Source organism: Photobacterium sp. 270122K (genome assembly GCF_059941365.1).
Window position 1 is genome coordinate 298068 of the sequence record NZ_JBPOEN010000002.1, and the last position, 20596, is coordinate 318663.

At 50.3% G+C, this 20596-nt stretch carries 20 protein-coding genes; 11 read left to right on the forward strand and 9 right to left on the reverse strand.

All coding sequences use genetic code 11. The annotated features are described in order from the left end of the window. Positions 1-459 precede the first annotated feature (459 nt). Genes ACSF8W_RS04540 through menE form a run of 5 tightly spaced genes read left to right on the forward strand, consistent with a single transcriptional unit; the run spans position 460 to position 6848 of the window. On the forward strand, positions 460-1776 hold the full coding sequence (locus ACSF8W_RS04540) for an isochorismate synthase (protein ID WP_500845435.1): 1317 nt from the start codon (positions 460-462) through the stop codon (positions 1774-1776). Beyond that, entirely contained in the window at positions 1773-3530 is a 1758-nt protein-coding gene (gene menD / locus ACSF8W_RS04545; RefSeq protein ID WP_500845436.1) for a 2-succinyl-5-enolpyruvyl-6-hydroxy-3-cyclohexene-1-carboxylic-acid synthase, read from the forward strand. Before ACSF8W_RS04540 ends, menD begins: the two co-directional genes overlap by 4 nt. Before the next feature lie 34 nt (positions 3531-3564). After that, the gene (menH, locus tag ACSF8W_RS04550) at positions 3565-4401 is read left to right on the forward strand and encodes a 2-succinyl-6-hydroxy-2,4-cyclohexadiene-1-carboxylate synthase (RefSeq protein ID WP_500845918.1); all 837 of its coding nucleotides are present in this window, start codon (positions 3565-3567) and stop codon (positions 4399-4401) included. A gap of 29 nt (positions 4402-4430) precedes the next feature. Next, on the forward strand, positions 4431-5405 hold the full coding sequence (gene menC / locus ACSF8W_RS04555; RefSeq protein WP_500845437.1) for an o-succinylbenzoate synthase: 975 nt from the start codon (positions 4431-4433) through the stop codon (positions 5403-5405). A gap of 3 nt (positions 5406-5408) precedes the next feature. Beyond that, the gene (gene menE / locus ACSF8W_RS04560) at positions 5409-6848 is read left to right on the forward strand and encodes an o-succinylbenzoate--CoA ligase (protein ID WP_500845439.1); all 1440 of its coding nucleotides are present in this window, start codon (positions 5409-5411) and stop codon (positions 6846-6848) included. A 117-nt stretch (positions 6849-6965) separates the two neighbouring features. On the opposite strand, the gene ACSF8W_RS04565 is transcribed toward menE, so the two are convergent. The 3 genes from ACSF8W_RS04565 to ACSF8W_RS04575 all read right to left on the reverse strand — a co-directional run bounded on the left by ACSF8W_RS04565 (position 6966) and on the right by ACSF8W_RS04575 (position 10327). Then, positions 6966-8840: an MFS transporter gene (locus tag ACSF8W_RS04565; RefSeq protein ID WP_500845441.1), complete on the reverse strand. Its 1875-nt coding sequence runs from the start codon at positions 8838-8840 to the stop codon at positions 6966-6968. Positions 8841-9002: 162 nt separating this feature from the next. Continuing rightward, a complete protein-coding gene (locus tag ACSF8W_RS04570) occupies positions 9003-9599 on the reverse strand; it encodes a TetR/AcrR family transcriptional regulator (protein WP_500845443.1) in 597 nt (198 codons plus the stop codon). Positions 9600-9922: 323 nt separating this feature from the next. Continuing rightward, positions 9923-10327, reverse strand: coding sequence for an NINE protein (locus tag ACSF8W_RS04575; RefSeq protein ID WP_500845445.1), 405 nt, complete (start codon positions 10325-10327; stop codon positions 9923-9925). Positions 10328-10599: 272 nt separating this feature from the next. On the opposite strand from ACSF8W_RS04575, the gene ACSF8W_RS04580 reads away from it, so the two are divergent. After that, entirely contained in the window at positions 10600-11466 is an 867-nt protein-coding gene (locus tag ACSF8W_RS04580) for a Tim44 domain-containing protein (RefSeq protein WP_500845447.1), read from the forward strand. 172 nt (positions 11467-11638) lie between these two features. Then, positions 11639-11884, forward strand: a complete 246-nt coding sequence (locus ACSF8W_RS04585; RefSeq protein WP_500845449.1) for a TIGR02647 family protein — start codon at positions 11639-11641, stop codon at positions 11882-11884. A 59-nt stretch (positions 11885-11943) separates the two neighbouring features. Here the strand turns inward: ACSF8W_RS04585 and ACSF8W_RS04590 are convergent, their stop codons facing one another. Then, positions 11944-12192 (reverse strand): YkgJ family cysteine cluster protein, encoded by a 249-nt coding sequence (locus tag ACSF8W_RS04590; protein ID WP_428476925.1) that lies wholly within the window; start codon positions 12190-12192, stop codon positions 11944-11946. 251 nt (positions 12193-12443) lie between these two features. Between ACSF8W_RS04590 and ACSF8W_RS04595 the strand changes: the two genes are divergently transcribed. Beyond that, complete coding sequence (locus ACSF8W_RS04595; protein WP_500845451.1) at positions 12444-12878, forward strand: YcgN family cysteine cluster protein; 435 nt, start codon at positions 12444-12446, stop codon at positions 12876-12878. Positions 12879-12953: 75 nt separating this feature from the next. Here the strand turns inward: ACSF8W_RS04595 and ACSF8W_RS04600 are convergent, their stop codons facing one another. From ACSF8W_RS04600 to ACSF8W_RS04610, 3 genes are all read right to left on the reverse strand, one after another. Continuing rightward, positions 12954-13322 (reverse strand): hypothetical protein, encoded by a 369-nt coding sequence (locus ACSF8W_RS04600; RefSeq protein ID WP_500845453.1) that lies wholly within the window; start codon positions 13320-13322, stop codon positions 12954-12956. 415 nt (positions 13323-13737) lie between these two features. After that, positions 13738-14688 carry a tRNA dihydrouridine(16) synthase DusC gene (gene dusC / locus ACSF8W_RS04605; protein ID WP_500845455.1) on the reverse strand — a complete coding sequence of 317 codons (951 nt, stop codon included), beginning with the start codon at positions 14686-14688 and terminating at the stop codon, positions 13738-13740. Between the two features lie 69 nt (positions 14689-14757). Then, positions 14758-15456, reverse strand: a complete 699-nt coding sequence (locus tag ACSF8W_RS04610) for an NAD(P)H-binding protein (protein ID WP_500845457.1) — start codon at positions 15454-15456, stop codon at positions 14758-14760. Positions 15457-15692: 236 nt separating this feature from the next. On the opposite strand from ACSF8W_RS04610, the gene ACSF8W_RS04615 reads away from it, so the two are divergent. Together ACSF8W_RS04615 and ACSF8W_RS04620 are read left to right on the forward strand one after the other, a co-directional pair. Further along, positions 15693-16340, forward strand: coding sequence for a YecA family protein (locus ACSF8W_RS04615; RefSeq protein ID WP_500845459.1), 648 nt, complete (start codon positions 15693-15695; stop codon positions 16338-16340). 5 nt (positions 16341-16345) lie between these two features. Beyond that, the gene (locus ACSF8W_RS04620) at positions 16346-16783 is read left to right on the forward strand and encodes a (deoxy)nucleoside triphosphate pyrophosphohydrolase (RefSeq protein ID WP_500845461.1); all 438 of its coding nucleotides are present in this window, start codon (positions 16346-16348) and stop codon (positions 16781-16783) included. Positions 16784-16873: 90 nt separating this feature from the next. Here ACSF8W_RS04620 and dsbB read toward each other — a convergent pair whose 3' ends face one another. After that, a complete protein-coding gene (gene dsbB / locus ACSF8W_RS04625; RefSeq protein WP_500845463.1) occupies positions 16874-17398 on the reverse strand; it encodes a disulfide bond formation protein DsbB in 525 nt (174 codons plus the stop codon). A gap of 174 nt (positions 17399-17572) precedes the next feature. After that, positions 17573-19162 (reverse strand): Na(+)/H(+) antiporter NhaB, encoded by a 1590-nt coding sequence (gene nhaB / locus ACSF8W_RS04630; RefSeq protein WP_500845465.1) that lies wholly within the window; start codon positions 19160-19162, stop codon positions 17573-17575. 540 nt (positions 19163-19702) lie between these two features. Between nhaB and fadR the strand changes: the two genes are divergently transcribed. Further along, positions 19703-20554 (forward strand): fatty acid metabolism transcriptional regulator FadR, encoded by an 852-nt coding sequence (gene fadR / locus ACSF8W_RS04635; protein WP_500845467.1) that lies wholly within the window; start codon positions 19703-19705, stop codon positions 20552-20554. The last annotated feature ends 42 nt before the right edge of the window (positions 20555-20596 follow it).

Genomic DNA, 20596 nt, shown 5'->3' on the forward strand with positions numbered 1-20596 from the left:
GTAATCCTGATCTGATTTGAGTTTATGACTTCAAATTACACTATAAAACCGTGAAAAATAAACACCCTGCAGGAAAAAATAGTGAAAAATAGTTATTCGTATCATTAAATTCTGCGTTGTCAGGTTGAATTCGCTAGTCACAGTAAAAAATGAGGGGGGTTTCCCTCTTTGGGCAGTATAAAATATTACAATGAAAGGAATTGCTGCGAATTTCAGCAATGCTTTATGGCATTTATGATGCGCTTTTCTGCGTTTATGATGAGATATGAAGATTCGTGTTGAGTCATTACTTTATTAGTCAGAATACGAGTTCTGAGGTAGAATGCCCTATTCATTATGGGGTTGCCGATGGAATAACCCGACAACGCCATAAGGGTAGAAGTCAGCTAAGTGATTAGCAATGTTACAATCAGCCAGGGATGAGCCTTTGAAAGTGCTTAAGAGCTGAGTGAGGTTACCTTGACCGCGTTACAAAAAGCCGTTGAGTTCTTAATTAATAAAATTCAACAATCTGCAGCGACAACTCAACGATTAACGGTAAAACTGGAGCTTCCAGCGAATACCGACTTGATTGACTGGATGGAATCTCAACCTTTGTTTCCGAAGTTTTACTGGCAGTCGCGTGACAGCCGGGAAGAAGTGGTTGCACTTGGTCAAATCCGAACCTTTACCGATCCGAAAGCGGCTGAAAAGGTGTTAGACACCGAACAGCGTATTTGGGGTGGGCGATCTTTTGATGGACGCACGCACCGTAATCAGCGTTGTTTATCTTCTTTCTTTTTCTTGCCAGTGCTGGAAGTGAGTCGCGTTGATGGCGATTGGCTACTGGCCGTAAACCTGTCTGATGAGCACCGTCAAAAAGTGCTGGACGGGTTGGCACAGATCTCGGCAGACACCACAGAAGTGGGCGCGATCACCAGTAAAATTCTGGGTCGCCGGTATTCGCCGGATTTTTCAGGTTGGTCACAGATGATCAGCAATGCGCTGGATGCCATCGCGCACAACGTGTTTGAGAAAGTGGTGTTAGCGCGCAAAACAACGTTAACGCTGGATGCGCCGGTGTCACCGGCACAATTGCTCAAAGCCAGCCGTAGCCGTAATCATCACAGCTTCCATTTCATGATGGCGTTGGATGCCAAGCATTGCTTTGTCGGGTCGACCCCTGAGCGCTTGTTCCTGCGTCACGATCGTGATTTACACACGGAAGCATTAGCCGGTACTACAGGTCGCGGTATCAATGCAGAAGAAGATGCATCGTTGGCGCAGTGGCTACTGGACGACAGCAAGAACCGCTACGAAAACCGTTTAGTGGTGGATGACATTGTCAGCCGCTTGGTACCGCGTTGTGTCAATATGAACGTGGCACAAACGCCGGAGCTGATCCAACTGCGTAAAGTGCAGCACCTGAAGCGCGGTATTGACGCCCAATTGAACGATGACGTGTACAGCGCCGAATTGCTTGATAGCTTGCAACCGACAGCAGCCATTGCGGGCTTACCGCGAGATAAAGCTTTGGCGTTCATCAGTGAAAACGAACCGTTTGCCCGTGGTTGGTACAGCGGGGCGGTGGGTTTCTTGGGTGGCCAACGCAGTGAATTTTGCGTGGCGATCCGCAGTGCATTAATGATGGATGGCGAAGTTCACCTGTTTGCCGGTGCGGGCATTGTGCCGGGATCGACGGCCGACAGCGAATGGAAAGAGCTTGATCGGAAAACCTCGACCTTATGCAGCTTACTTGCCAGTGAGGAAGGCGAATGGGAGCGTAAAACGGCATGAGTGATGTGATGCATTCTTCGACTGTGATGTCATCGTCAAAACCCTACCGTGCTGCCCTGAACCAATTGTGGGCAGGGTTAATGCTGGAAGAGCTGGCACGGCTTGGGGTGGAACACATTTGTATCGCCCCCGGTTCACGTTCTACGCCGCTGACCTTAGCGGCTGACAGTAACGACAAGCTGACTGTGCATACGCACTTTGATGAGCGCGGTCTTGGCTTTATGGCCTTGGGATTAGCCAAAGCCACCGATGCCCCTGTGGCGGTGGTAGTGACGTCTGGCACCGCAGTGGCCAATCTGTTGCCTGCTGTCGCAGAGAGTGGATTAACCGGCGAAAAGTTGGTGTTATTGACCTCTGATCGTCCGGACGAACTCATCCAGTGCGGGGCGAATCAGGCCATTCGTCAGCATGGTATCTTTTCAGACCACGTCAGCGCCTTTCAGGCGATCCCGTCTCCGACACTCGATATTTCCCCAACCTGGTTAGTTTCTACCGTGGATAAAGTGATGCATCAGCAGCATCAACACGGTGGTGCGGTGCATTTCAATTGCCATTACCCAGAGCCCTTGTATGGCGATGCGGCGGATTTTTCGGCGTATTTAGCCCCGTTATCCGCGTGGCAGACCCAATCTCAGCCTTATACGGTTTATCACGATGCCCGCATGAGCGAGGCCGTGAGTGTACCGATGCAGTGGCCAGCGATGATGCACCAGAAAGGCGTGATTATCGCAGGACGATTAGCCCCGGACGCATTGGCCGATGTACAGGCGTTAGCGGCACACCTGGGTTGGCCATTACTGGCGGATCCGCAAGCGGGTGGCAGCAGTGAATGGGCAGGGTTTGATGTCTGGCTGCAACAAGAAGATTGTCGCGCGCAATTGGCGCAGGCCGATGTGTTGCTGCAATTTGGCGGTCGCTTGGTGTCAAAGCGTTTGGCGCAGTACATTGATAGCGGTGATTGGCAACAGTATTGGCTTGTGGATCCACTGGCGGTGCCGCTCGATCCAAGCTTCCGTTGTACTTTGCGTGTGCAAGCACCGGTTGCCGATTTTGCCCATGCGTTGAAGATAACCGCACTGGAAGCCACAGTGACACCAGCGGCGTTTGGTTGGGCTGATAACCTGAAAGCAGCGTCACAGCGATATTTGTCTTCAGTGAAAACCCAGTATACCGCGCTGAGCGAATTGAGCTTGGCGGCCCACATGATGGATTGGGTGCCTGCTGATACCGCGTTGTTCTTGGGGAACAGCCTGATCGTTCGTTTGTTGGATATGTGCGGCACCTTGCCACACACGGCCACGTATGCGAACCGTGGCGCCTCGGGGATTGATGGTTTGATAGCCACGGCGGCTGGTGTGCAAAAAGGCCGCCAGCAACCTTTGTTGTGTGTGCTGGGCGACACGTCGTTGTTGTACGATTTGAATTCCTTGGCGTTATTGCGCGCTTCAGAACAACCGGTCGTGGTGGTGGTCACTAACAATGACGGCGGGGCGATTTTTGATTTATTGCCCGTACCGGATGAACAAAAAGAGGCCCTCTACCGCATGCCGCACGGGCTGGATTTCCAGCATGCGGCGGCTATGTTTGGCTTGCGTTATGAACGTCCAACCACATTGGCAGACGCGGAAACCGCTTGCCGTGAAGGGTTAACCTTGCCGGGAGCGACTTTAATTGAGATCCAAACGCCCGCAGGCGAGAGTGGGGAGCAACTGAAGGCATTGTTTGCCGAGGTACGCCATGCTGCTTTACTCTGAGCTCCACGCTAATGAGCGGGGTAATGATCAATGCATTGATGATAGTCAGCTGAATGCCGATCAGCCCACGCTGGTCTTTCTGCACGGCCTGTTAGGCTCGGGGCGGGATTGGCAAAGCGTGGTGGATCACCTTGCCCCTCGTCACCGTTGCCTGACGGTGGATTTACCCGGGCACGGGCACAGCCGTCACCAATGGGCGGATGATTTTGAGCAAACCGCAGCAAGCCTTCAGGTCACCTTGCGCCATCGTGGCGTGACGGACTATGTTTTGGTCGGTTATTCGCTCGGGGCGCGCGTCGCCATGTATCACGCGTGCTGCTATTTACGGTCTTCTGTCTGTACATTCAATGATGCAACAGATTCTGCGGTATCCTCTTCGGTATCCGCAATGCGCCCTGCGGTGTCATCGCCACGGCTTGTGGGCATGGTGCTGGAAGGTGGCCATTTCGGTTTGCCGGAAGAGGAGCGTGCCGTGCGTTTCGCCCATGATTCGCGCTGGGCACAGCGTTTAACGCAGGAGCCGCTGACAACGGTGTTGTCCGATTGGTATCAACAACCGGTCTTTTCTTCTTTGACAGCAGAGCAACGCCAACAGTTAGTGCAGAAACGCAGTGCTAACCAAGGGGCTGCTGTCGCGCACATGCTCTTGGCCACCTCGTTGGCCAAGCAACCTTTCTTACTGCCACCACTGACCGAACGGTATCCTTCGGTGCATTATCTTTGCGGTGAGAAAGACACAAAGTTTACGGATCTTGCCACCCGTTCTGGGTTAACGGTGTCTGTGATTGCAGGGGCTGGACATAACGTGCACGTGGAACAACCACTGGCGTTTGCCAAGGCCGTAGAACATTATTTATGTCACATGATGTGATTCAAGATTTAGCAAGGTGGATTGTTAACATGCGTAGTGCAAAACTGTACCAATATCAGCTTCCGATGGATTCTGGCGTGATCTTGCGTGATCAACGATTGGTTAACCGTGATGGTTGGATTGTGGAGTTGCACGATGGTGAGCGTGTGGCGTACGGCGAAATTGCGCCGTTGCCTGAGTTTAGCCAAGAAGATGCCGCTCAAGCCGGTGAGCAGGCGCAGCAACGATTGGCACAATGGGTAGACACGGGCTGTTTTGGCCTTAGCGATGCGCTGCCATCGGTCGCGTTTGGTTTGAGCATGGCAGAGTTAGAGCTGCAAGGTGGTTTACCCGTTGAAGGCAATTACCAAGTGGCGCCACTGTGTTCGGGCGATCCGGATGATTTGGTCGTGGCACTCAATGACATGCCGGGCGAGAAAGTGGCCAAAATTAAAGTGGGCATGTATGAAGCGGTGCGTGATGGCATGGTGGCAGACATGTTCATTGAATCTATTCCGGGGATCCGTCTTCGTTTAGATGCCAATCGCCGTTGGACCCCGTTGAAAGCCCAGCAGTTTGCGAAATACGTGAAACCTGAACACCGCAGCGGGATCGCTTTCTTGGAAGAGCCGTGCATGACACCGGCTGACAGCTTGGCGTTTGCCGCTGAAACCGGTATTAACATTGCGTGGGATGAAACCGTGCGTGATGACGGTTTTGAAGTGAAAGCGGAGCCGGGTGTGGTGGCGATTGTGATCAAGCCGACCTTGATTGGTTCGGTACAGCGTTGTGTGGAATTGGTTGAGCAAGCCCATGCCGCTGGCTTAACTGCGGTGATCAGCTCAAGCATGGAATCGAGCTTAGGCTTGAACCAGTTGGCGCGTTTTGCCGCTTGGCAGACACCCGACGTGATCCCGGGGTTAGACACCATGCAGTTGTTCCAGATGCAATTGGAACACCCATGGCCGGGTTGCACGTTGCCAGTGACCACGTTGGATAGCTTGACGGTTGTGTGGCAACAATAAGGCATGGCAGACGTAATCTCAGCGCCTTTTGTCACATGGCCGTGGCAGCATTGGGCGGCAGAGCGGCCGGATGCCGTTGCGATTGAATGGGCGGATCAGTCGATCTCATGGGCGACATTGGCCACGCAAGTGGATGTGTATGCGCAAGGGCTACTGGAACAAGGCATCAAGCGGGACCAACTGATTGCGGCGATTGCGCCCAATGGGTTAGCTCTGCTTGGGCTGTTATTGGCGACCATGCGTGTGGGGGCTCGCTTTGTCGGCTTAAACCCCCGCGCCAGTGCACCGGAATTAGATGCACAACTGGCGCAGTTAGCCTGTGATGCAGTGTGGTATCCCGACGATACTGATCCGCTGACGGGCGTCGATGTGTCAGTGCCGCGTCTGAAGCTACAACCGGCGGCACAACCGCGTTTGGTGCCGGTGACGTGGCAACCTTCGCGCGCGGTCACGCTCACGTTAACATCGGGTTCCACTGGACAACCTAAAGCCGTGGTGCATTCAGGTTTAACCCATCTGGCCAGTGCGGCGGGTTTGTTGGCTTGGTTACCGTTTGAGCAAGATGATAGTTGGTTGCTGTCATTGCCGCTTTTCCATATCTCGGGCATGGCGATTGTGTGGCGTTGGTTGTATCGCGGTGCGCAGTTGGTCGTGTGCGAACCGGAACACATGGAACAAAAACTGACACAGGTAACCCATGCTTCATTGGTGCCCACGCAATTACAGCGCGTACTTGATAGGGCGTTCGACAGTGAAGTGGTTGCTTCCTTGCCTCTGAAACAGGTGCTGTTGGGGGGCGCGGTGATCCCCGTCAGCCTGACCGATGCCGCGCGTGAACGTGGCATTGAGTGTTGGTGTGGTTATGGCATGACAGAAATGGCCTCGACCGTGACCGTTAAAAAAGCCAACGCCAGTGCAGGTGTGGGAGCCGTGCTACCCAATCGTGAAGTGATGCTGCACGACGGTGAAGTGTGGGTAAAAGGGGCGACCTTATGCTTAGGCTATTACCGCAATAAAACCGTCTTTCCCGTGAGCGATCAAGCGTGGTTTGCCACGAAAGATACGGGATACTGGCAGGATGAAGAACTGCACATTGGCGGGCGCGTTGACAATATGTTTATTTCGGGCGGCGAGAATGTGCAACCGGAAGACATTGAGCGTGTGCTGTTAGCCCATACGGCGATCACGCAAGCGTTTGTGCTGCCGGTTGAGGATGCGGAATTTGGTCAGCGTCCGGTGGCCATTGTCGCGCTGTCAGAGACGGCACACGTGGCGAACCCACGCGAACTGCTGGTGGCTTACATGCGCGAGCAAGTGGCCGCTTACCGCCGACCAGTTGACTACTTTGTGTTACCGCAAGATGTGTTGGCCAGTGGGATCAAAGTGTCGCGGGTACGTTTAGCGCAGTGGTTGCAACAAGGCCTTGTTGAACGTTTAGTCTGACGGCACAGACCCAATAAAAAGCGAGAGGCCATGGCCTCTCGTTTTTTTTATGTGCGGCTTGTCCCGATCAATACAGTTTTTCCATCACCGTCATCACCACGCTTACCGGCATTGGCGCTATCGGTACTCACCGCGCAGTGCCTGTACTTTTTCACGTAGCATCACGCTGTTGGTTTCCTCGGGTGCCAGCGGGGTATCGGCGATGATAGTGACCTTAGACCAACAGCGTTTTGGCCACTTGAATAAGGCATTGCCCCCTTCATGGCTGAAGTAGCTGCCCCACAGTCCTTGTAATGCCATTGGGACCACTGGCACCGGTGAGCGTTTGATGATCAAATCAATCCCACGCATGAAGGGCCCTATATTCCCATCTTTGGTTAATTGGCCTTCAGGGAACACACACACCACATCGCCTTGCTCAAGGTATTTACTGACATCAATAAAGGATTTCAGCACCGATTTTTTGTCGGTCGCATGCACGGGGATCACCTTACAGGCACGACAAAAACTGTTGATCAGTGGCAGTTTATAAATATCGCCATCCATCAAAAAGCGAATAGGGCGCGGACAAGCACCGGCCAATAACAGCGCATCCATGTAACTGACATGGTTACAGATCACCAGTGCGCCCCCTTTGGTCGGAATATTGTCTAAGCCCTGATGTTTGACGCGATACAAGGTGTGACCAACCAGCCATACCAAAAAGCGCCAGAAGAAATCCGGTACCTGAATGTAGATGTACACCACCACCAGTAAATTCAACACCGCTAAGATCAGGAAGAAGGTTGGGATCGACAGCCCCAGAACCGACAGCAAAAGGATGGCACTGATGGCACTGCCGACCATGAAAATGGCATTCCAGATATTATTGGCGGCAATGATCTGTGCGCGTTCGCTTTCTGGCGCACGTTGCTGCATCAAGGCATACAGCGGCACAATGAAAATCCCGCCAGAGACACCCAGCAAGGTCAAACTGATGAATACCGGCCATAGGGCAGTGTGAGTGATGAATGCAATGATAGTGAGCGTTTCAGGCGTGCTTGCAGGGGTAGTGAACATCAAGCCAGCACTGAACAGAGTGATCCCCAAGCTGCCCAGTGGAACGATACCCGGTTCAATGCGGTGGTTGGACAGGCGATCACACAACAGCGAGCCTATCGCGATGCCGATAGAAAAAAGCGTCAGCAAGAAAGACACCGCCGCCGCATTGCCACCGAGATACAGCTTGGCAAAATTCGGCAATTGCGTGAGGTAGCACGCGCCTAAGAACCAGAACCAGCTGATCCCCATCACGCACTGAAAAATGGTTTTGTCTTTACGGGCAATCGCCAAGGTGCGGCGGGTTTGTCGGACCGGTTGCCATTTGAAGGTCAGGGTCGGGTCGCTCGCAGTGGCGTCGGGAATATGGCGAGAACATAAATAACCGATAACGGAGAAAATCACCACACTGGCGGCGGCCAAGTAGGTCGCCTGTGCTTGGTTGGCAATCACGCCCGCCAATAAGGTGCCGATCAAAATGGCCAAGAATGTGCCGGTTTCTACCAATGCATTGCCTGAAACTAACTCTTCTTTTTTTAGGTGCTGGGGGAGTAAGGCGTATTTTGCCGGGCCGAAAAATGCCGACTGCGTGCCCATTAAAAACAGCAGGATCAGCAGGGCCACATAACTTTCATAGATAAACGCGACAGCTGCCAGTGACATGATCACGATTTCAGCGAGCTTCACTTTTCGCATGATACTGGCTTTATCGTATTTATCCGATAACACCCCAGCGGTCGCTGAAAAAAGGAAAAACGGCAAAATAAATAAGCCAGCGGCGAGGTTGATGATCAAATCACTGTCAAACGGCAAGGTATTGGGCGCGGCAAAAGCAATGAAGATCAACAGTACGTTCTTGTAGACGTTATCGTTGAACGCCCCGCATGCTTGGGTCAAAAAGTAGGGTAAAAAACGTCGAGTCGTGAGTAGGTGGGATTGTGACTTCCGTGACATGTTAGTTACCTTATTGTCCTGTTATTTTTGCCAGTGATGTACCTGATCAGTTGGAGGGGAAGGCGGTATCACTGCTATTACAAGAACAGCAGTGATACGTGTACCGCTAAGCGAACAAAGGGTGTGATAGCGTGAAGGCAAATCGCTTAGCTGCACGAATGATCATGCTTTCCATGCATTCAAGTAAGTATTGAGCAGGTTGTCGATCAAGGCTTTGCCATTAACCGGTGTGGCCGTGAACAGCTTATCATCCACCGTCAGCAGCGTAATACCGTGTACACCAGCCCACAATACGCGACTGGCTTCCAGTACGTCACTTTCACTCTGCTGTGGGTTGATTTGCCCAATCAAGGTTTCCAGCATGCCTGTCATCCCATTGATGCGCTCGGTTTGCCATTCAGGCAGCTCTTCACCGTTCATGGTGTGTTGGAAAATCAGCTGCCAGCGATAAGGGTTTTCCATCGCAAAAGTCAAATAGCAGTAGGCTAGCTTACGTAGTGCATCTTCTGGTGATTGGGCGCTCACCATTTCGATTTCAGCTTGTACGAATAATTCATCCAGCGTTTGCGCAACCGCGTGTAAAAGCAGCAGATTGTAATTGCCAAAAACATTGACGAGTGTGCTGGGTACATAGCCAATCATTGCGGCAACTTTGCGCAGGCTAAGTTCATGATGTGGGTGATCTGCGAGAAAGTTTTTGACTTGCTCCAGTGTCATACTTACCAACTCTTCACGAGTATGGTCATTGCGTCTTGCCATGGAAGGTTACTCTATGATCGAATTATTTTATTATTGTTTGCATATGTGCTGCTCGTAGCAACGACAGCCTTTCCTTTTACCTTAACAGGCAAAGTTTAGCTATCACTTTGTATCGTAAAAGTAAATATTATAGAACAACGTTCAATATTTTAGATCGGTGTACCATTTGATCAACTGCTTTTCACGGTGGAGTCTTCGGGTTTTGCCTGTTTATTTGGCAAGTTGTGAACACCGTCATATAGCGGGTTCCTGTGTGTGATAGATCGAGCGGAGTGCCTTGCCGCTCCCCGCTCGCGCACCGGATAAATGGGCGTCAAAGTGCCTTAAGAAGCATGACGTTGATCTGTGCGGTTTTTCATTGAAATCTGTTCATTGAGCGTCCAGAAATCATACAGCACACCGACCAGACACAGGCCGAAAGTGCACAGGTATAAAATCCCAGTTAGCCATTTCCCCATATACATGCGGTGTAGGCCAAAGACCCCCAGGAAGGTCAGTAACAGCCAGCCCACTGTGTAGTCTGTCTCGCCGGCAGTAAAGCGTAAATCGGCTTCGCGATCCATGGATGGGATCAAAAACAAGTCAATCAACCAGCCAATACCCAGCAGGCCGAGGGTAAAAAACCATATCGTCCCGGTTACGGGTTTACCGTAGTAAAAGCGGTGTGCGCCGGTGAAACCAAAAATCCATAATAAATAGCCAATCAATTTGCTGTGTGTATCTTGCATGTCGCTGTTGCCTTCTTCACGTGGTGATCGAGGAGCATGAATGACTCCTAGTATAGGCGGCAAAGCCTAAGGGGGAGAAAGAGAATTGCACAGAGTAAGAATGGTTTGCAAGCCTGATGCGATCGAGACAGCCCCTGTGTGCGGCTGAATGAAAAGGAGGCGGATCTATCATTATTAAGAATAGTAACAATTTGCTTTATGGGGTTTAGTTGACATTCAGCAGCAGGCCGCTACGATGCAAGCTCTACTATGAGGCAAAGGTATTTCTTGAAATGAAACGCATCTTCACAATATTTGCCCTGATTTTGACGGTGTCCTTCGTGTCACCGCATGTTGAGGCTAAGAAATTTGGTGGCGGTAAATCATTTGGCAAAAGCTTTAAAACAGCGCCAGTGAAAAAGCAGCAACCCCAGCAAACGGACACATTGAAACAGCAGCAACAGCCGGGTGCGAAACAAGCCGGTTCGAGCAAAAAAGGTTTGATGGGCGGCTTGTTAGGCGGTCTATTGGCGGGTGGTCTTCTTGCGGCCTTCTTTGGCGGTGCGTTTGACGGTATCCAGTTTATGGATATCCTGATCATTGGCTTGATTGCCTTTGTTATCTTTAAGTTGTTCAAAGCAATGCGCAGCACGAAATCGACCCCAATGGGTCATCGCGAAGCGTATGCGGGTAACTCCCCTCAGCAGCAAGCACAGCGTAATCAAGCGCAATTCCGTCAGCAGGCGAACACGGAGTCTTACGCGTCAACAGACAGCGATGTACCGTTCAATCTGCCTCCTGGCTTTAACATGAATGCGTTCTTGAATGGTTCGCGTGAGCATTACCGTATTATTCAGGGTGCATGGAACCACAATGAATTGGGCAAAATTCGTGAATACGTTAGCCCTGCATTGTTTGATGATCTTGCCGCTGAGCGTAATAAGCTTGATGGTGAGCAGCAGACAGAAGTGATGTACGTGGATGCAGAACTGGTTCGTGCAGACTACGATGCGAACACAGCACAGCTGAGTATTAAGTTCTCTGGTCGTTATAAAGATCAGGCGGAAGGCGTCGAAGAAGACATCACCGATGTTTGGCACCTTGAGCGTGATTTGCGCACCCCGAACGCCCCTTGGTTGATTGTTGGCATTCAAGCTTAATTATTGAACAATAAGATAATTAAGAAATAAAGCCGCTCTTCGGAGCGGTTTTTTTATGTCAAAAATTTGATCTTGATCTCTCAGTGATTAGACAGGACATGATCTCATCACCTATTTTTCTTACAGTGACCCGCTAGTATTAACACTAAGTTAGATAAGTAGAGAGTAACACATGCCATATAACGCAGACTTAGTTCATGAAATGAACCTATTGATCAAATTCCCAATGCACAGTGATATGGAAGGTATCAAAGTGCGTAGCAATGCCGCCCCTGAGATGGTGACAGCCGCTGAGCGTCTATATGCGAAAGGGTTAGTGACCAGCGAAGATGGTGGCTATCTGACTCACTCTGGTCATCAGGCCGTCGAGCATGCCAAGTCAGTGCTGAGAATTTTGACGGGTAAAGTCGCGGAATAGTGACGATAGGCGATGACCGCCTGAAAACCGTTAAGCAATAAAAGATGAAGCATGACCTCTCAGGTCATGCTTTCTAGTTCTGTGATGTTATCTAATGCCTGTTGTGCCGTTTTACCACACAGGTCTGCACACGCTTTAAATTGACCACACACGGCAGGGCGTTCTGGCTTGCCAAAAATTTTGCACAGATTCTCATCATTGAGTTGTACACAGCGCACCCCTGCTGGTTTCCCCTTGGGCATGCCCGGGATCGCCGAAGAGATACTCGGGGCGATACAGCAAGCGCCACACCCTAAACGACATTCCATAACTCACCTACACTTATTTGAACGGTTGCGAAACTTATCACCGTCGCCCATTGGGATCAAAAAATATCGCCATTTAGCGCCCATTCTGGGTGGTAAACAGTAATGACTCTTATTCCATCGCCATAAGCGGGGGGATTTCCCTCTGAACGGCAGAAGTGCTTGCACTTTGTAGGGCTGGCGGCTATAAAACCGCCTTCGAGGTGAGACTGCTCTGGCAATTCTGGAGCGGCGAGGTAATAGAAGGCAGCGCGATGACACACTATTGGCAAGAAAAAGATCTGAAAGCAATGACCGATGATGAGTGGGAAGCGCTCTGTGACGGTTGTGGTAAATGCTGCCTGCATAAGCTTATCGATGACGATACTGATGATATCTATTACACCAATGTGGCGTGTAGCCTGCTCGACAATCAAACGTGCTCATGCCGTGATTACCCGAACCGTTTTGAGTCCGGTGAAGAGTGCTTGAAGCTAACCCGTGAGCGTATTGATGAATTCGTGTGGTTGCCGGAAACTTGTGCCTACCGCTTGCTGGCGGAAGGCAAAGACCTCCCTGAGTGGCACCCACTGCTAACGGGCTCTAAAGACGCGATGCACGCCGCAGACGAGTCTGTACGCGATAAGATCGTGTACGAAATCGACGTAATAGATTGGGAAGACCACATCCTAAATCACCCAAATCGTTAATGTCGGTTAAGTGGTTAATAGAGATATAAAAAAACGGAGGCCATTATGGCCTCCGTTTTTGTATGCGTGGAGTGATTACATATCACCGTCAAATCTTATAGCTTCTGGCCCCCAGGTCATAAGTGCTCCTGCGACTAACAGAATTATCAGGCTTCCCGCGCAGATAAATGCCATGATGCGATCAAAGCGGGTAGCATGCTTTAAAATGAGCGCATCATTGACGGGGGATACTTTGGCTGGCTTTCCTGCGACAAGTACCATGGCGTACATGGAAAAACGAAATCCCCACCCGTTGCTATCCCATGATGCTGGCAATTCGCCCTCCGCTGCCATGCGTTTTTCTATGGATTTAATTGAACAGCGAATAAAAATAAGCCAACTAATAAGCCATATTAAAAAATTAGCATTAGCTATGGTTTTGAAAATTAAGATGAGTTCATTCATGAGTAAGACCTTGGACTTCAAAGCCAGTGTATTGATGAACGAGTAGCATAAGCGCCTTCAGTAAAGCTCTACCTCGGAGGCCATACGATCTTTAATCGATTGGACTGAACCGCGGCTAAAAATAAGCCAGCTCATTAAAAATGAGATGCCAACGAAGATAACGGAAAGGTCAAAATAAAATAAGAATACGTCACTCATAGACACCAGAACCAGTGAATGGAAATCATAACGAGTACAGCACTGCATTCTCGCTGACGTAGACAGGGAGAGTAGCAAAACATGATGCGGGGAGTGAGTCACAATGGGTGTGAATGGAGGATGCTTCTCAGTTTATTCGCGATAAATGAATGCTAACGTGCAGACAACAAAAAGCCCGAACGTGTCGGGCTTTTGGCTGTTTGAAGAGGGGGAAGGCTTAAGCTGCTAGGTCGTCCTGTGCTTGCTGCAAAATCGCGACAATGGGCGCGGCTTTGTTGTGCTGGCGAATGTCGGCAAACAGGGCTTTGGCTTGTGGGTACTCATGGCGTAAGTACGCGAACCATTGTTTAATGCGGTTCGGGTAGTACAGGCCTTTATCGCCTTTGATCTCGTAAGTGGAGTATTTAAGCAGTAGCTCTAACACCGCCGCCCAAGGCATGTGGGCATGGTTGTGTTTCACCACGCTGCCTAAGTTCGGCAGGTTAATTGCCCCGCGACACACCATCAGTGCATCTGATCCCGTGACTTCCATGCAACGCTGGCCGTCTTCGTAGGTCCAGATCTCACCGTTGGCGATGATCGGCATCGTGATTTTTTCTTTCAGCTGGCGGATGTAATCCCACTTAATGGTTTCCGCTTTGTAGCCGTCAGTTTTGGTACGCGCGTGTACGACGATTTCATCGCCGCCGGCTTGGGCGACGGCATCGGCAATCTCAAAGCAGTGGTTCGGATCATCCCAGCCTAAACGCACTTTAGCGGTGACGGGCAGGCGAGGGTCAGAGGCTTCGCGTACGGCTTTGACAATTTGGTACATGAGCTCTGGGTCTTGCAGTAACACGGCGCCACCACGGCTCTTGTTGACCGATTTTGCCGGACAGCCAAAGTTGATATCAATACCCGGTGAACCCAACTGAATCGCACGGTGGGCGTTTTCGGCCAGCCAGTGAGGATCTTGCCCCAATAACTGCACGCGCACGGGCGTACCCGCAACGGTTTTGCCCCCTTGGTGTAGCTCGGGGCACAGGCGGTAAAACACACTATTTGGCAGTAACTGATCAACCACGCGCACAAATTCGGTGACGCATAAATCGTAGTCGTTGATCTCAGTAAGCATTTCCCGCATCAGGTGATCCAGCACACCTTCCATTGGGCCTAAAATAACTCGCATGGGTTCTCTCTTTTTGCCGTGGGCAAAAATGTGCCGATGGCCAAATAGTGATTGATTGGGTGCGAGATTTTAGAGGGTAACGGCGGGCTTGTCTAATAACATCCGACCGGACAGGGTGAGAACCGCTGGCAGTTCGCGGCGGGTGGCGGCCAATGCTAATTCGATCATGCGTTTCGCCACTTGTTCTGCCGGGATTGGATCAAAGTTAGATAACGGCCCGACAGCCAGTGGATGTAGCGCGTCAAAAATACTCTGTACCAGCAGTTCATCTTTTCTTGGGTGCCCGCGCTCACCGCGGAGTGGGCCGGGGCGAACAAAGATGCAGTGTTCAAAGCCCATCTCAATCAATGCGTGCTCCATCTTGCCTTTACAGCGCAGGTAATGAGACGGGGAACGGCGACTGGCAAAGAGGCTGGAAATCACCACAATGTGTTTCACCCCGTGCGCTTTCATTTGTTCAGCAACGTGTTTGACCAAATGGTAATCAACCGCTTCCAGGGCTTGGCGGCTACCGGCTTGTTTTTTGGTGGTGCCGAGGCAAATAAAACCAAAATCGGGGGCGGGCAGGGGAAGCTCTCCCTCATTCAGGCCAAGATCAAGGTGCAACTCAGGGTGAATGCATTGATGCAGTTTGCTGCTGTGCAGCGGCAGTTCGCGCCGACCAAGGGCATAAATGTGTTGAATGTCTTCGCGTTTAAGTAAAAGGTGGATGAGCTCGTCGCCCACTAACCCACTGGCGCCGGCAATAATCGCGTTGTGCATCGTCATGCTGATCTCTGTGTCTACATGTTGGCCTGAAACTGTGTCTTTTTTGCCATTCTTTGATAATGACATCAACCGTTTTATCGTCTGATCGGTATTTCTCTGAGCTAGCGCAACAACTTAGTCGAAGTATCATGTCCGATAGCAGGCCCTGCATGCCGGTCATCACACTGGTCGGCATCGCCTTTTTTTCTCACTTGGGTATATAATCGCGGCATTGATCGATGAGACGAGATGGAAACATGACACAACTAATGACACTGCCTGACGCGTGGGAAGGCATGCCTGCGACCTTTATTGAAGGGGCGCTGTTGGCGGCCAATGCGAACCCTAAGCCGTTAGACCCTGATGCTTGGTTGCCTGTGCTGATGACGGGAGAGGTGGAAGAAAACGCCCCTGTCACCATGGCGAAAGACGATCAAATGGCGGTGTTGAATCACTTTGAAATGCAGTATCGCCACATCAAAGCCGGTGAATATGCGTTGCCTGAGGAACTGTGCTGGGTGACAACACAATCACTGACGGCGGAGATGAGCGAGTTTGCGGCAGGTTTCTTGACCGTCTGGCCATTGATTGAGCCTAACTGGGCTGAGCAGACGATCTCTGATGGCACCATGCGTATGTTGTCTGCATTTATCACCACCTTGATGCTGATGGTAGACGAAGAGGCGACGCTGGCACAAATGGCGGAAGCCGGTGTCACGGGTATGCCTGCGTCAGAGACATTGTATGCACAATTGCCATTGATGCTGTCTGAAGTGGTGATGGCGGCAGACGAATGTCAGCAAGGTGCAGCCGCACAAGCGGTAAACCCGTACAAAGAGACAGGCCGTAACGATGCTTGCGTGTGCGGTAGCGGTAAAAAATTCAAGCAGTGCTGCGGGCAATAAGCGCGATGGCACCGTCATCTGACATGGCGATACAGCGTGAGAACACGGCGAAACCGATCCTGCTGGTGGTCGCGGGTGTGATCGTAAAAGCGGGGCAGTTTTTACTGATGCAACGGTTTGATCATGCTAGCCAAGGCGGGCTATGGGAATTTCCGGGGGGTAAGGTCGAAGTCGGAGAGACGCCTGAGCAAGCGTTAGTGCGTGAGTTGCGGGAAGAGTTGGCGATAGAGACGGAAACCGGCGCGTTTTTGGCGGACAGTGTGTTTGATTACGGCGATAAGGTGATCCACTTGAAAGGATTCCTGTCACACTGGCAGTCGGGTGAGATCATGCTGCACAGCCATCAGGCGGCGGTGTGGGTACCTTTGGATGCCATTCGTGATTACCCCTTGTGTCCGGCGGATTATCCCATTGTAGATGCCCTGTACGCGCGACACGGCTAAGTGTGTCGTTAGACGGCAGATCATAAAAAAGCGAGACAGCTATTCGTTGTCTCGCTTTTTATTGTCTAACATTCTGCTCGAATCTCGAACTTAGCCTTTAGCCTTTTTGAGCGCCCATAACTGTGCAATCACAATCAAGGCCAACGCGACTAAGTTCGCTGCGAAGATCACTTCCAACCACTGTGGCATGGTCAGGTTCATAAACTCCCACACAATCTTACCGCAGTCACCTGACGCCGCGAACATCCAAGGAACCCACTGATCCAGCGGTGCCCATGCTGGGTAATTCACCTCCAACGCACAGCTGGCTGACCACGGAAACTCCGGGAACTGGTAACCGACGTGTTGTGTCGACAGCACCAAACCTTGGTAAGCACTGTAACCCCAACCCATCAAGCCTGCCCAACGGATCAGGGCGTTTTGTGGTGCAAGCATACCAACCAGCGCGGCAATGGCGATCCCCATCATCGCAACACGTTCGTAAACACACATGACGCACGGGTCAAGTTTCATAACGTGTTGGAAAAAAAGGGCACAACCTTCAAAGAAAATGATGAAGGCGAATAAGATCAGCCATGACAGGCGGCTTTTTGAAAATGAGTATAAAAATTCCATCAACGGATTTCCTGAGTAACGCGCTCTCAATCATGACGTTGTCATTTATGAGAGGTGTAAATGTGAAAGTCACAAAAAGTAGTGTGGCCCCTTAAAGTACAAAGCCCTGATAGGTCAGGGCTTTGTGTTTAGGATAGCTGATTATTAGTCAATGAAACTGACGAATAATTCCAATTAATGGCCAACAGCTTGTGAACTGGCTTCCACAACGGTTTTCGCCGCTTCTAGCCAACCCATGTCGTAGAACCACTGTGTCATAGGCACAAGGGTAAATTCAATACATGCTAGACCCACCAGTGACAGCACGATGGTGTATGGCAATGCCATGTAAACCATGCGGCCGTAAGACAAGCGGATAAGCGGAGCCAGTGCAGACGTTAGGGCAAACAAGAACGCAGCCTGACCGTTTGGTGTCGCAACAGACGGCAGGTTTGTACCGGTGTTAATCGCGACAGCCAGCATGTCGAACTGATCACGTGTGATCACGCCATCCACCAATGCTGCTTTTACTTCGTTGATGTAGACCGTGCCCACGAACACGTTATCCGATACCATCGATAGCAAGCCATTCGCCAAGTAGAACATCGTCATCTGGGTATTACCTTCCATCTGCAATACCATCTGAATAACAGGGGCAAACAGCTTCTGGTCAATAATAACGGCAACGATAGAGAAGAATACGGCCAATAGCGCGGTAAACGGTAGGGCTTCTTCAAACGCTTTACCCAGTGCGTGCTCTTCGGTGATACCGGTGAACGAGGTCGCAAAGATAATCACGGTTAGACCGATCAAACCAACGGCAGCAAGGTGCATCGCCAGCGCCACAATCAACCATACCGCAATGATAGATTGAATGATCAGCTTAGCGTAATCCAAGTTAGTACGGGTCTTGCTTTCTTCTTTATCGAAAGCAACCAAAATGTGGCGTACATTCTCAGGAAGTTCGGTACCGTAACCGCAGATCTTGAACTTCTCAACCAGCATACACGTTGCGATACCACACAAGAACACAGGGATGGTTACCGGTGCCATACGAATGATGAATTCGCCGAACTGCCAACCTGCACGGTCTGCGATGATCAAGTTTTGTGGCTCACCAACCATGGTCATTACACCACCTAACGCAGTACCCACACCCGCGTGCATAAGCAGGCTACGTAGGAATGCACGGTAGTTTTCAAGGTCGTCACGGCTCACTTCTTGGATATCGCTATCAGAAGTATGGTCGTGCGCGGCATGCGGCTCTTGGCCAGATGCGACTTTGTGGTAGATGCTGTAGAAGCCAACGGTTACGCTGATCACAACCGCGATAACGGTCAATGCATCAAGGAAAGCAGACAGGAAGGCCGCCATCACACAGAATGCCAATGACAGCAGCACTTTTGAACGAATACCGATCAAGATCTTGGTAAAGATGAAGAGCAGCAGCTGCTTCATGAAGTAGATACCAGCGACCATGAAGATCAATAGCAAGAGTACTTCAATGTTTGCGACAATTTCGTGTTTGACCATATCAGGGCTGGTCATGCCAATGGCGACCGCCTCAATGGCTAATAAACCACCTGGTTGCAATGGGTAGCATTTCAGTGCCATTGCCAATGTGAAGATGAATTCAATCACCAGTAGCCAGCCAGCTACAAAAGGATCGACCAAGAAGAATACGATGGGGTTAATGATCAGAAAGGCGATGATCGCGACTTTATACCAATCAGGCGCTTTGCCTAAAAAGTTTTTAATAAAGGCGTTCCCTAGCGAAATTGCCATGTGTTTGAGTCTCTTAAATACGCAATGGATAGATAGGGCTGAGCGCAGTATTGCCTTGTCATCCGAGAGCAAGGTAACCATTTTGTTATTTTTCTGGTTAAATGTTCTTAGAGACTCTTTAAGCTAAACACCCTGCGGTGCAATTGCATTTAACTTAAAGCAGGCAGCAGCATCCTTTCAGCTCCCAATGATAAAACGTGCTCACTCTACCTTGAGATCGAGATCAGTCAAGTGCTTCGCGATGAACTTATTTAAGATTGTGAAACTTCATCAAAAAACACGGGCTACATACAAGATTTCAGGCAGGTTTTGAAATATATGCTTACACATTTCAAATTACGTTGAGCTTTATCAAACTTGTGTTTCGAATGCAGTGAATAGGCAATATGTCAGTAAGAGACCAACGGTATGCATATGAATGGACGTCAGTTTACTGTCAGACCTGCGGCATCTTTTGGCATTTGGGTAGGCAATCGGTGAACACTGGTGGTATGATGAGTTAATAAAAATAGAGCAAGAAGCAACTGGAAAATTAATCAGATGGTAATAAAGGCGGATAGCCCAGCAACATTTGCTGAGAAATACATCATTGAGAGTATCTGGAATAATCACTTCCCGCAGGGCTCAATCCTTCCCGCAGAACGAGAGTTGTCTGAACTAATTGGGGTAACACGTACAACGCTTCGTGAAGTGTTGCAACGTTTGGCGCGTGACGGTTGGTTAACCATTCAACACGGTAAACCGACCCGTGTAAATAATTACATGGACACGTCAGGATTAAGCATTCTTGATACACTGATTACCTTAGATGGACAGGATGTTCAGGGCGTGTTGGAAGATTTGCTTTCAGCACGTACCGATATTAGCTGTGTATACATGCGTTATGCCGTGAAAGGTAACGCAGACGAGTCGGCGGCATTGATCGATCAAGTGATCGAATCGTGTGAGCGACTGATTGCGGCAGAAAGCTTTGCTGACTTCATTGAAAACAGTGAAGACAAAGTGGTACTGACGCAAGAAGTGAAGAAAATCGTCGATAAGTACGGTAAAGATGATCCTGAGCTGTGCGAAGCGATCTGCCGTGCTCGCGCGTTCAACTACTATGACTACCGTATGTTCCAAGGTATGGCGGCGAAATCAGGCAACACGCTGTACGTGTTGACCATTAACGGTTTGCGTAAGATCTATACCCGTGTCGGTGGTTATTACTTTATGTCAAAAGAAGCATGCCAGTTGGCGTTAGACTTCTACCGTGACATGAAGCAGTTCTGTGGTAATCATCAGCCAGAGCTTGTTGCTGACCGTATCCGCAAATACGGCCGCGAGAGTGGGGCGATTTGGTATGCCAACCGCATTGAGATCGCACGCTATTTGTTTGAAGAAGAGCAATAAGCGCGATTAACTGGCTGCGAACAACACAAAAAAAAGAGATGC

Bases quoted from the DNA above. Each gene is read 5' to 3' on its own strand.
- ACSF8W_RS04580 (WP_500845447.1), top strand. From the start codon at position 10,600: ATGAAACGCATCTTCACAATATTTGCCCTGATTTTGACGGTGTCCTTC.
- menE (WP_500845439.1), top strand. From the start codon at position 5,409: ATGGCAGACGTAATCTCAGCGCCTTTTGTCACATGGCCGTGGCAGCAT.
- ACSF8W_RS04565 (WP_500845441.1), bottom strand. From the start codon at position 8,840: ATGTCACGGAAGTCACAATCCCACCTACTCACGACTCGACGTTTTTTA.
- ACSF8W_RS04575 (WP_500845445.1), bottom strand. From the start codon at position 10,327: ATGCAAGATACACACAGCAAATTGATTGGCTATTTATTATGGATTTTT.
- dusC (WP_500845455.1), bottom strand. From the start codon at position 14,688: ATGCGAGTTATTTTAGGCCCAATGGAAGGTGTGCTGGATCACCTGATG.
- nhaB (WP_500845465.1), bottom strand. From the start codon at position 19,162: ATGGCAATTTCGCTAGGGAACGCCTTTATTAAAAACTTTTTAGGCAAA.
- menD (WP_500845436.1), top strand. From the start codon at position 1,773: ATGAGTGATGTGATGCATTCTTCGACTGTGATGTCATCGTCAAAACCC.
- ACSF8W_RS04585 (WP_500845449.1), top strand. From the start codon at position 11,639: ATGCCATATAACGCAGACTTAGTTCATGAAATGAACCTATTGATCAAA.
- ACSF8W_RS04570 (WP_500845443.1), bottom strand. From the start codon at position 9,599: ATGGCAAGACGCAATGACCATACTCGTGAAGAGTTGGTAAGTATGACA.
- dsbB (WP_500845463.1), bottom strand. From the start codon at position 17,398: ATGGAATTTTTATACTCATTTTCAAAAAGCCGCCTGTCATGGCTGATC.
- ACSF8W_RS04590 (WP_428476925.1), bottom strand. From the start codon at position 12,192: ATGGAATGTCGTTTAGGGTGTGGCGCTTGCTGTATCGCCCCGAGTATC.
- ACSF8W_RS04620 (WP_500845461.1), top strand. From the start codon at position 16,346: ATGGCACCGTCATCTGACATGGCGATACAGCGTGAGAACACGGCGAAA.
- ACSF8W_RS04600 (WP_500845453.1), bottom strand. From the start codon at position 13,322: ATGAATGAACTCATCTTAATTTTCAAAACCATAGCTAATGCTAATTTT.
- ACSF8W_RS04615 (WP_500845459.1), top strand. From the start codon at position 15,693: ATGACACAACTAATGACACTGCCTGACGCGTGGGAAGGCATGCCTGCG.
- ACSF8W_RS04595 (WP_500845451.1), top strand. From the start codon at position 12,444: ATGACACACTATTGGCAAGAAAAAGATCTGAAAGCAATGACCGATGAT.
- fadR (WP_500845467.1), top strand. From the start codon at position 19,703: ATGGTAATAAAGGCGGATAGCCCAGCAACATTTGCTGAGAAATACATC.
- menC (WP_500845437.1), top strand. From the start codon at position 4,431: ATGCGTAGTGCAAAACTGTACCAATATCAGCTTCCGATGGATTCTGGC.
- ACSF8W_RS04610 (WP_500845457.1), bottom strand. From the start codon at position 15,456: ATGACGATGCACAACGCGATTATTGCCGGCGCCAGTGGGTTAGTGGGC.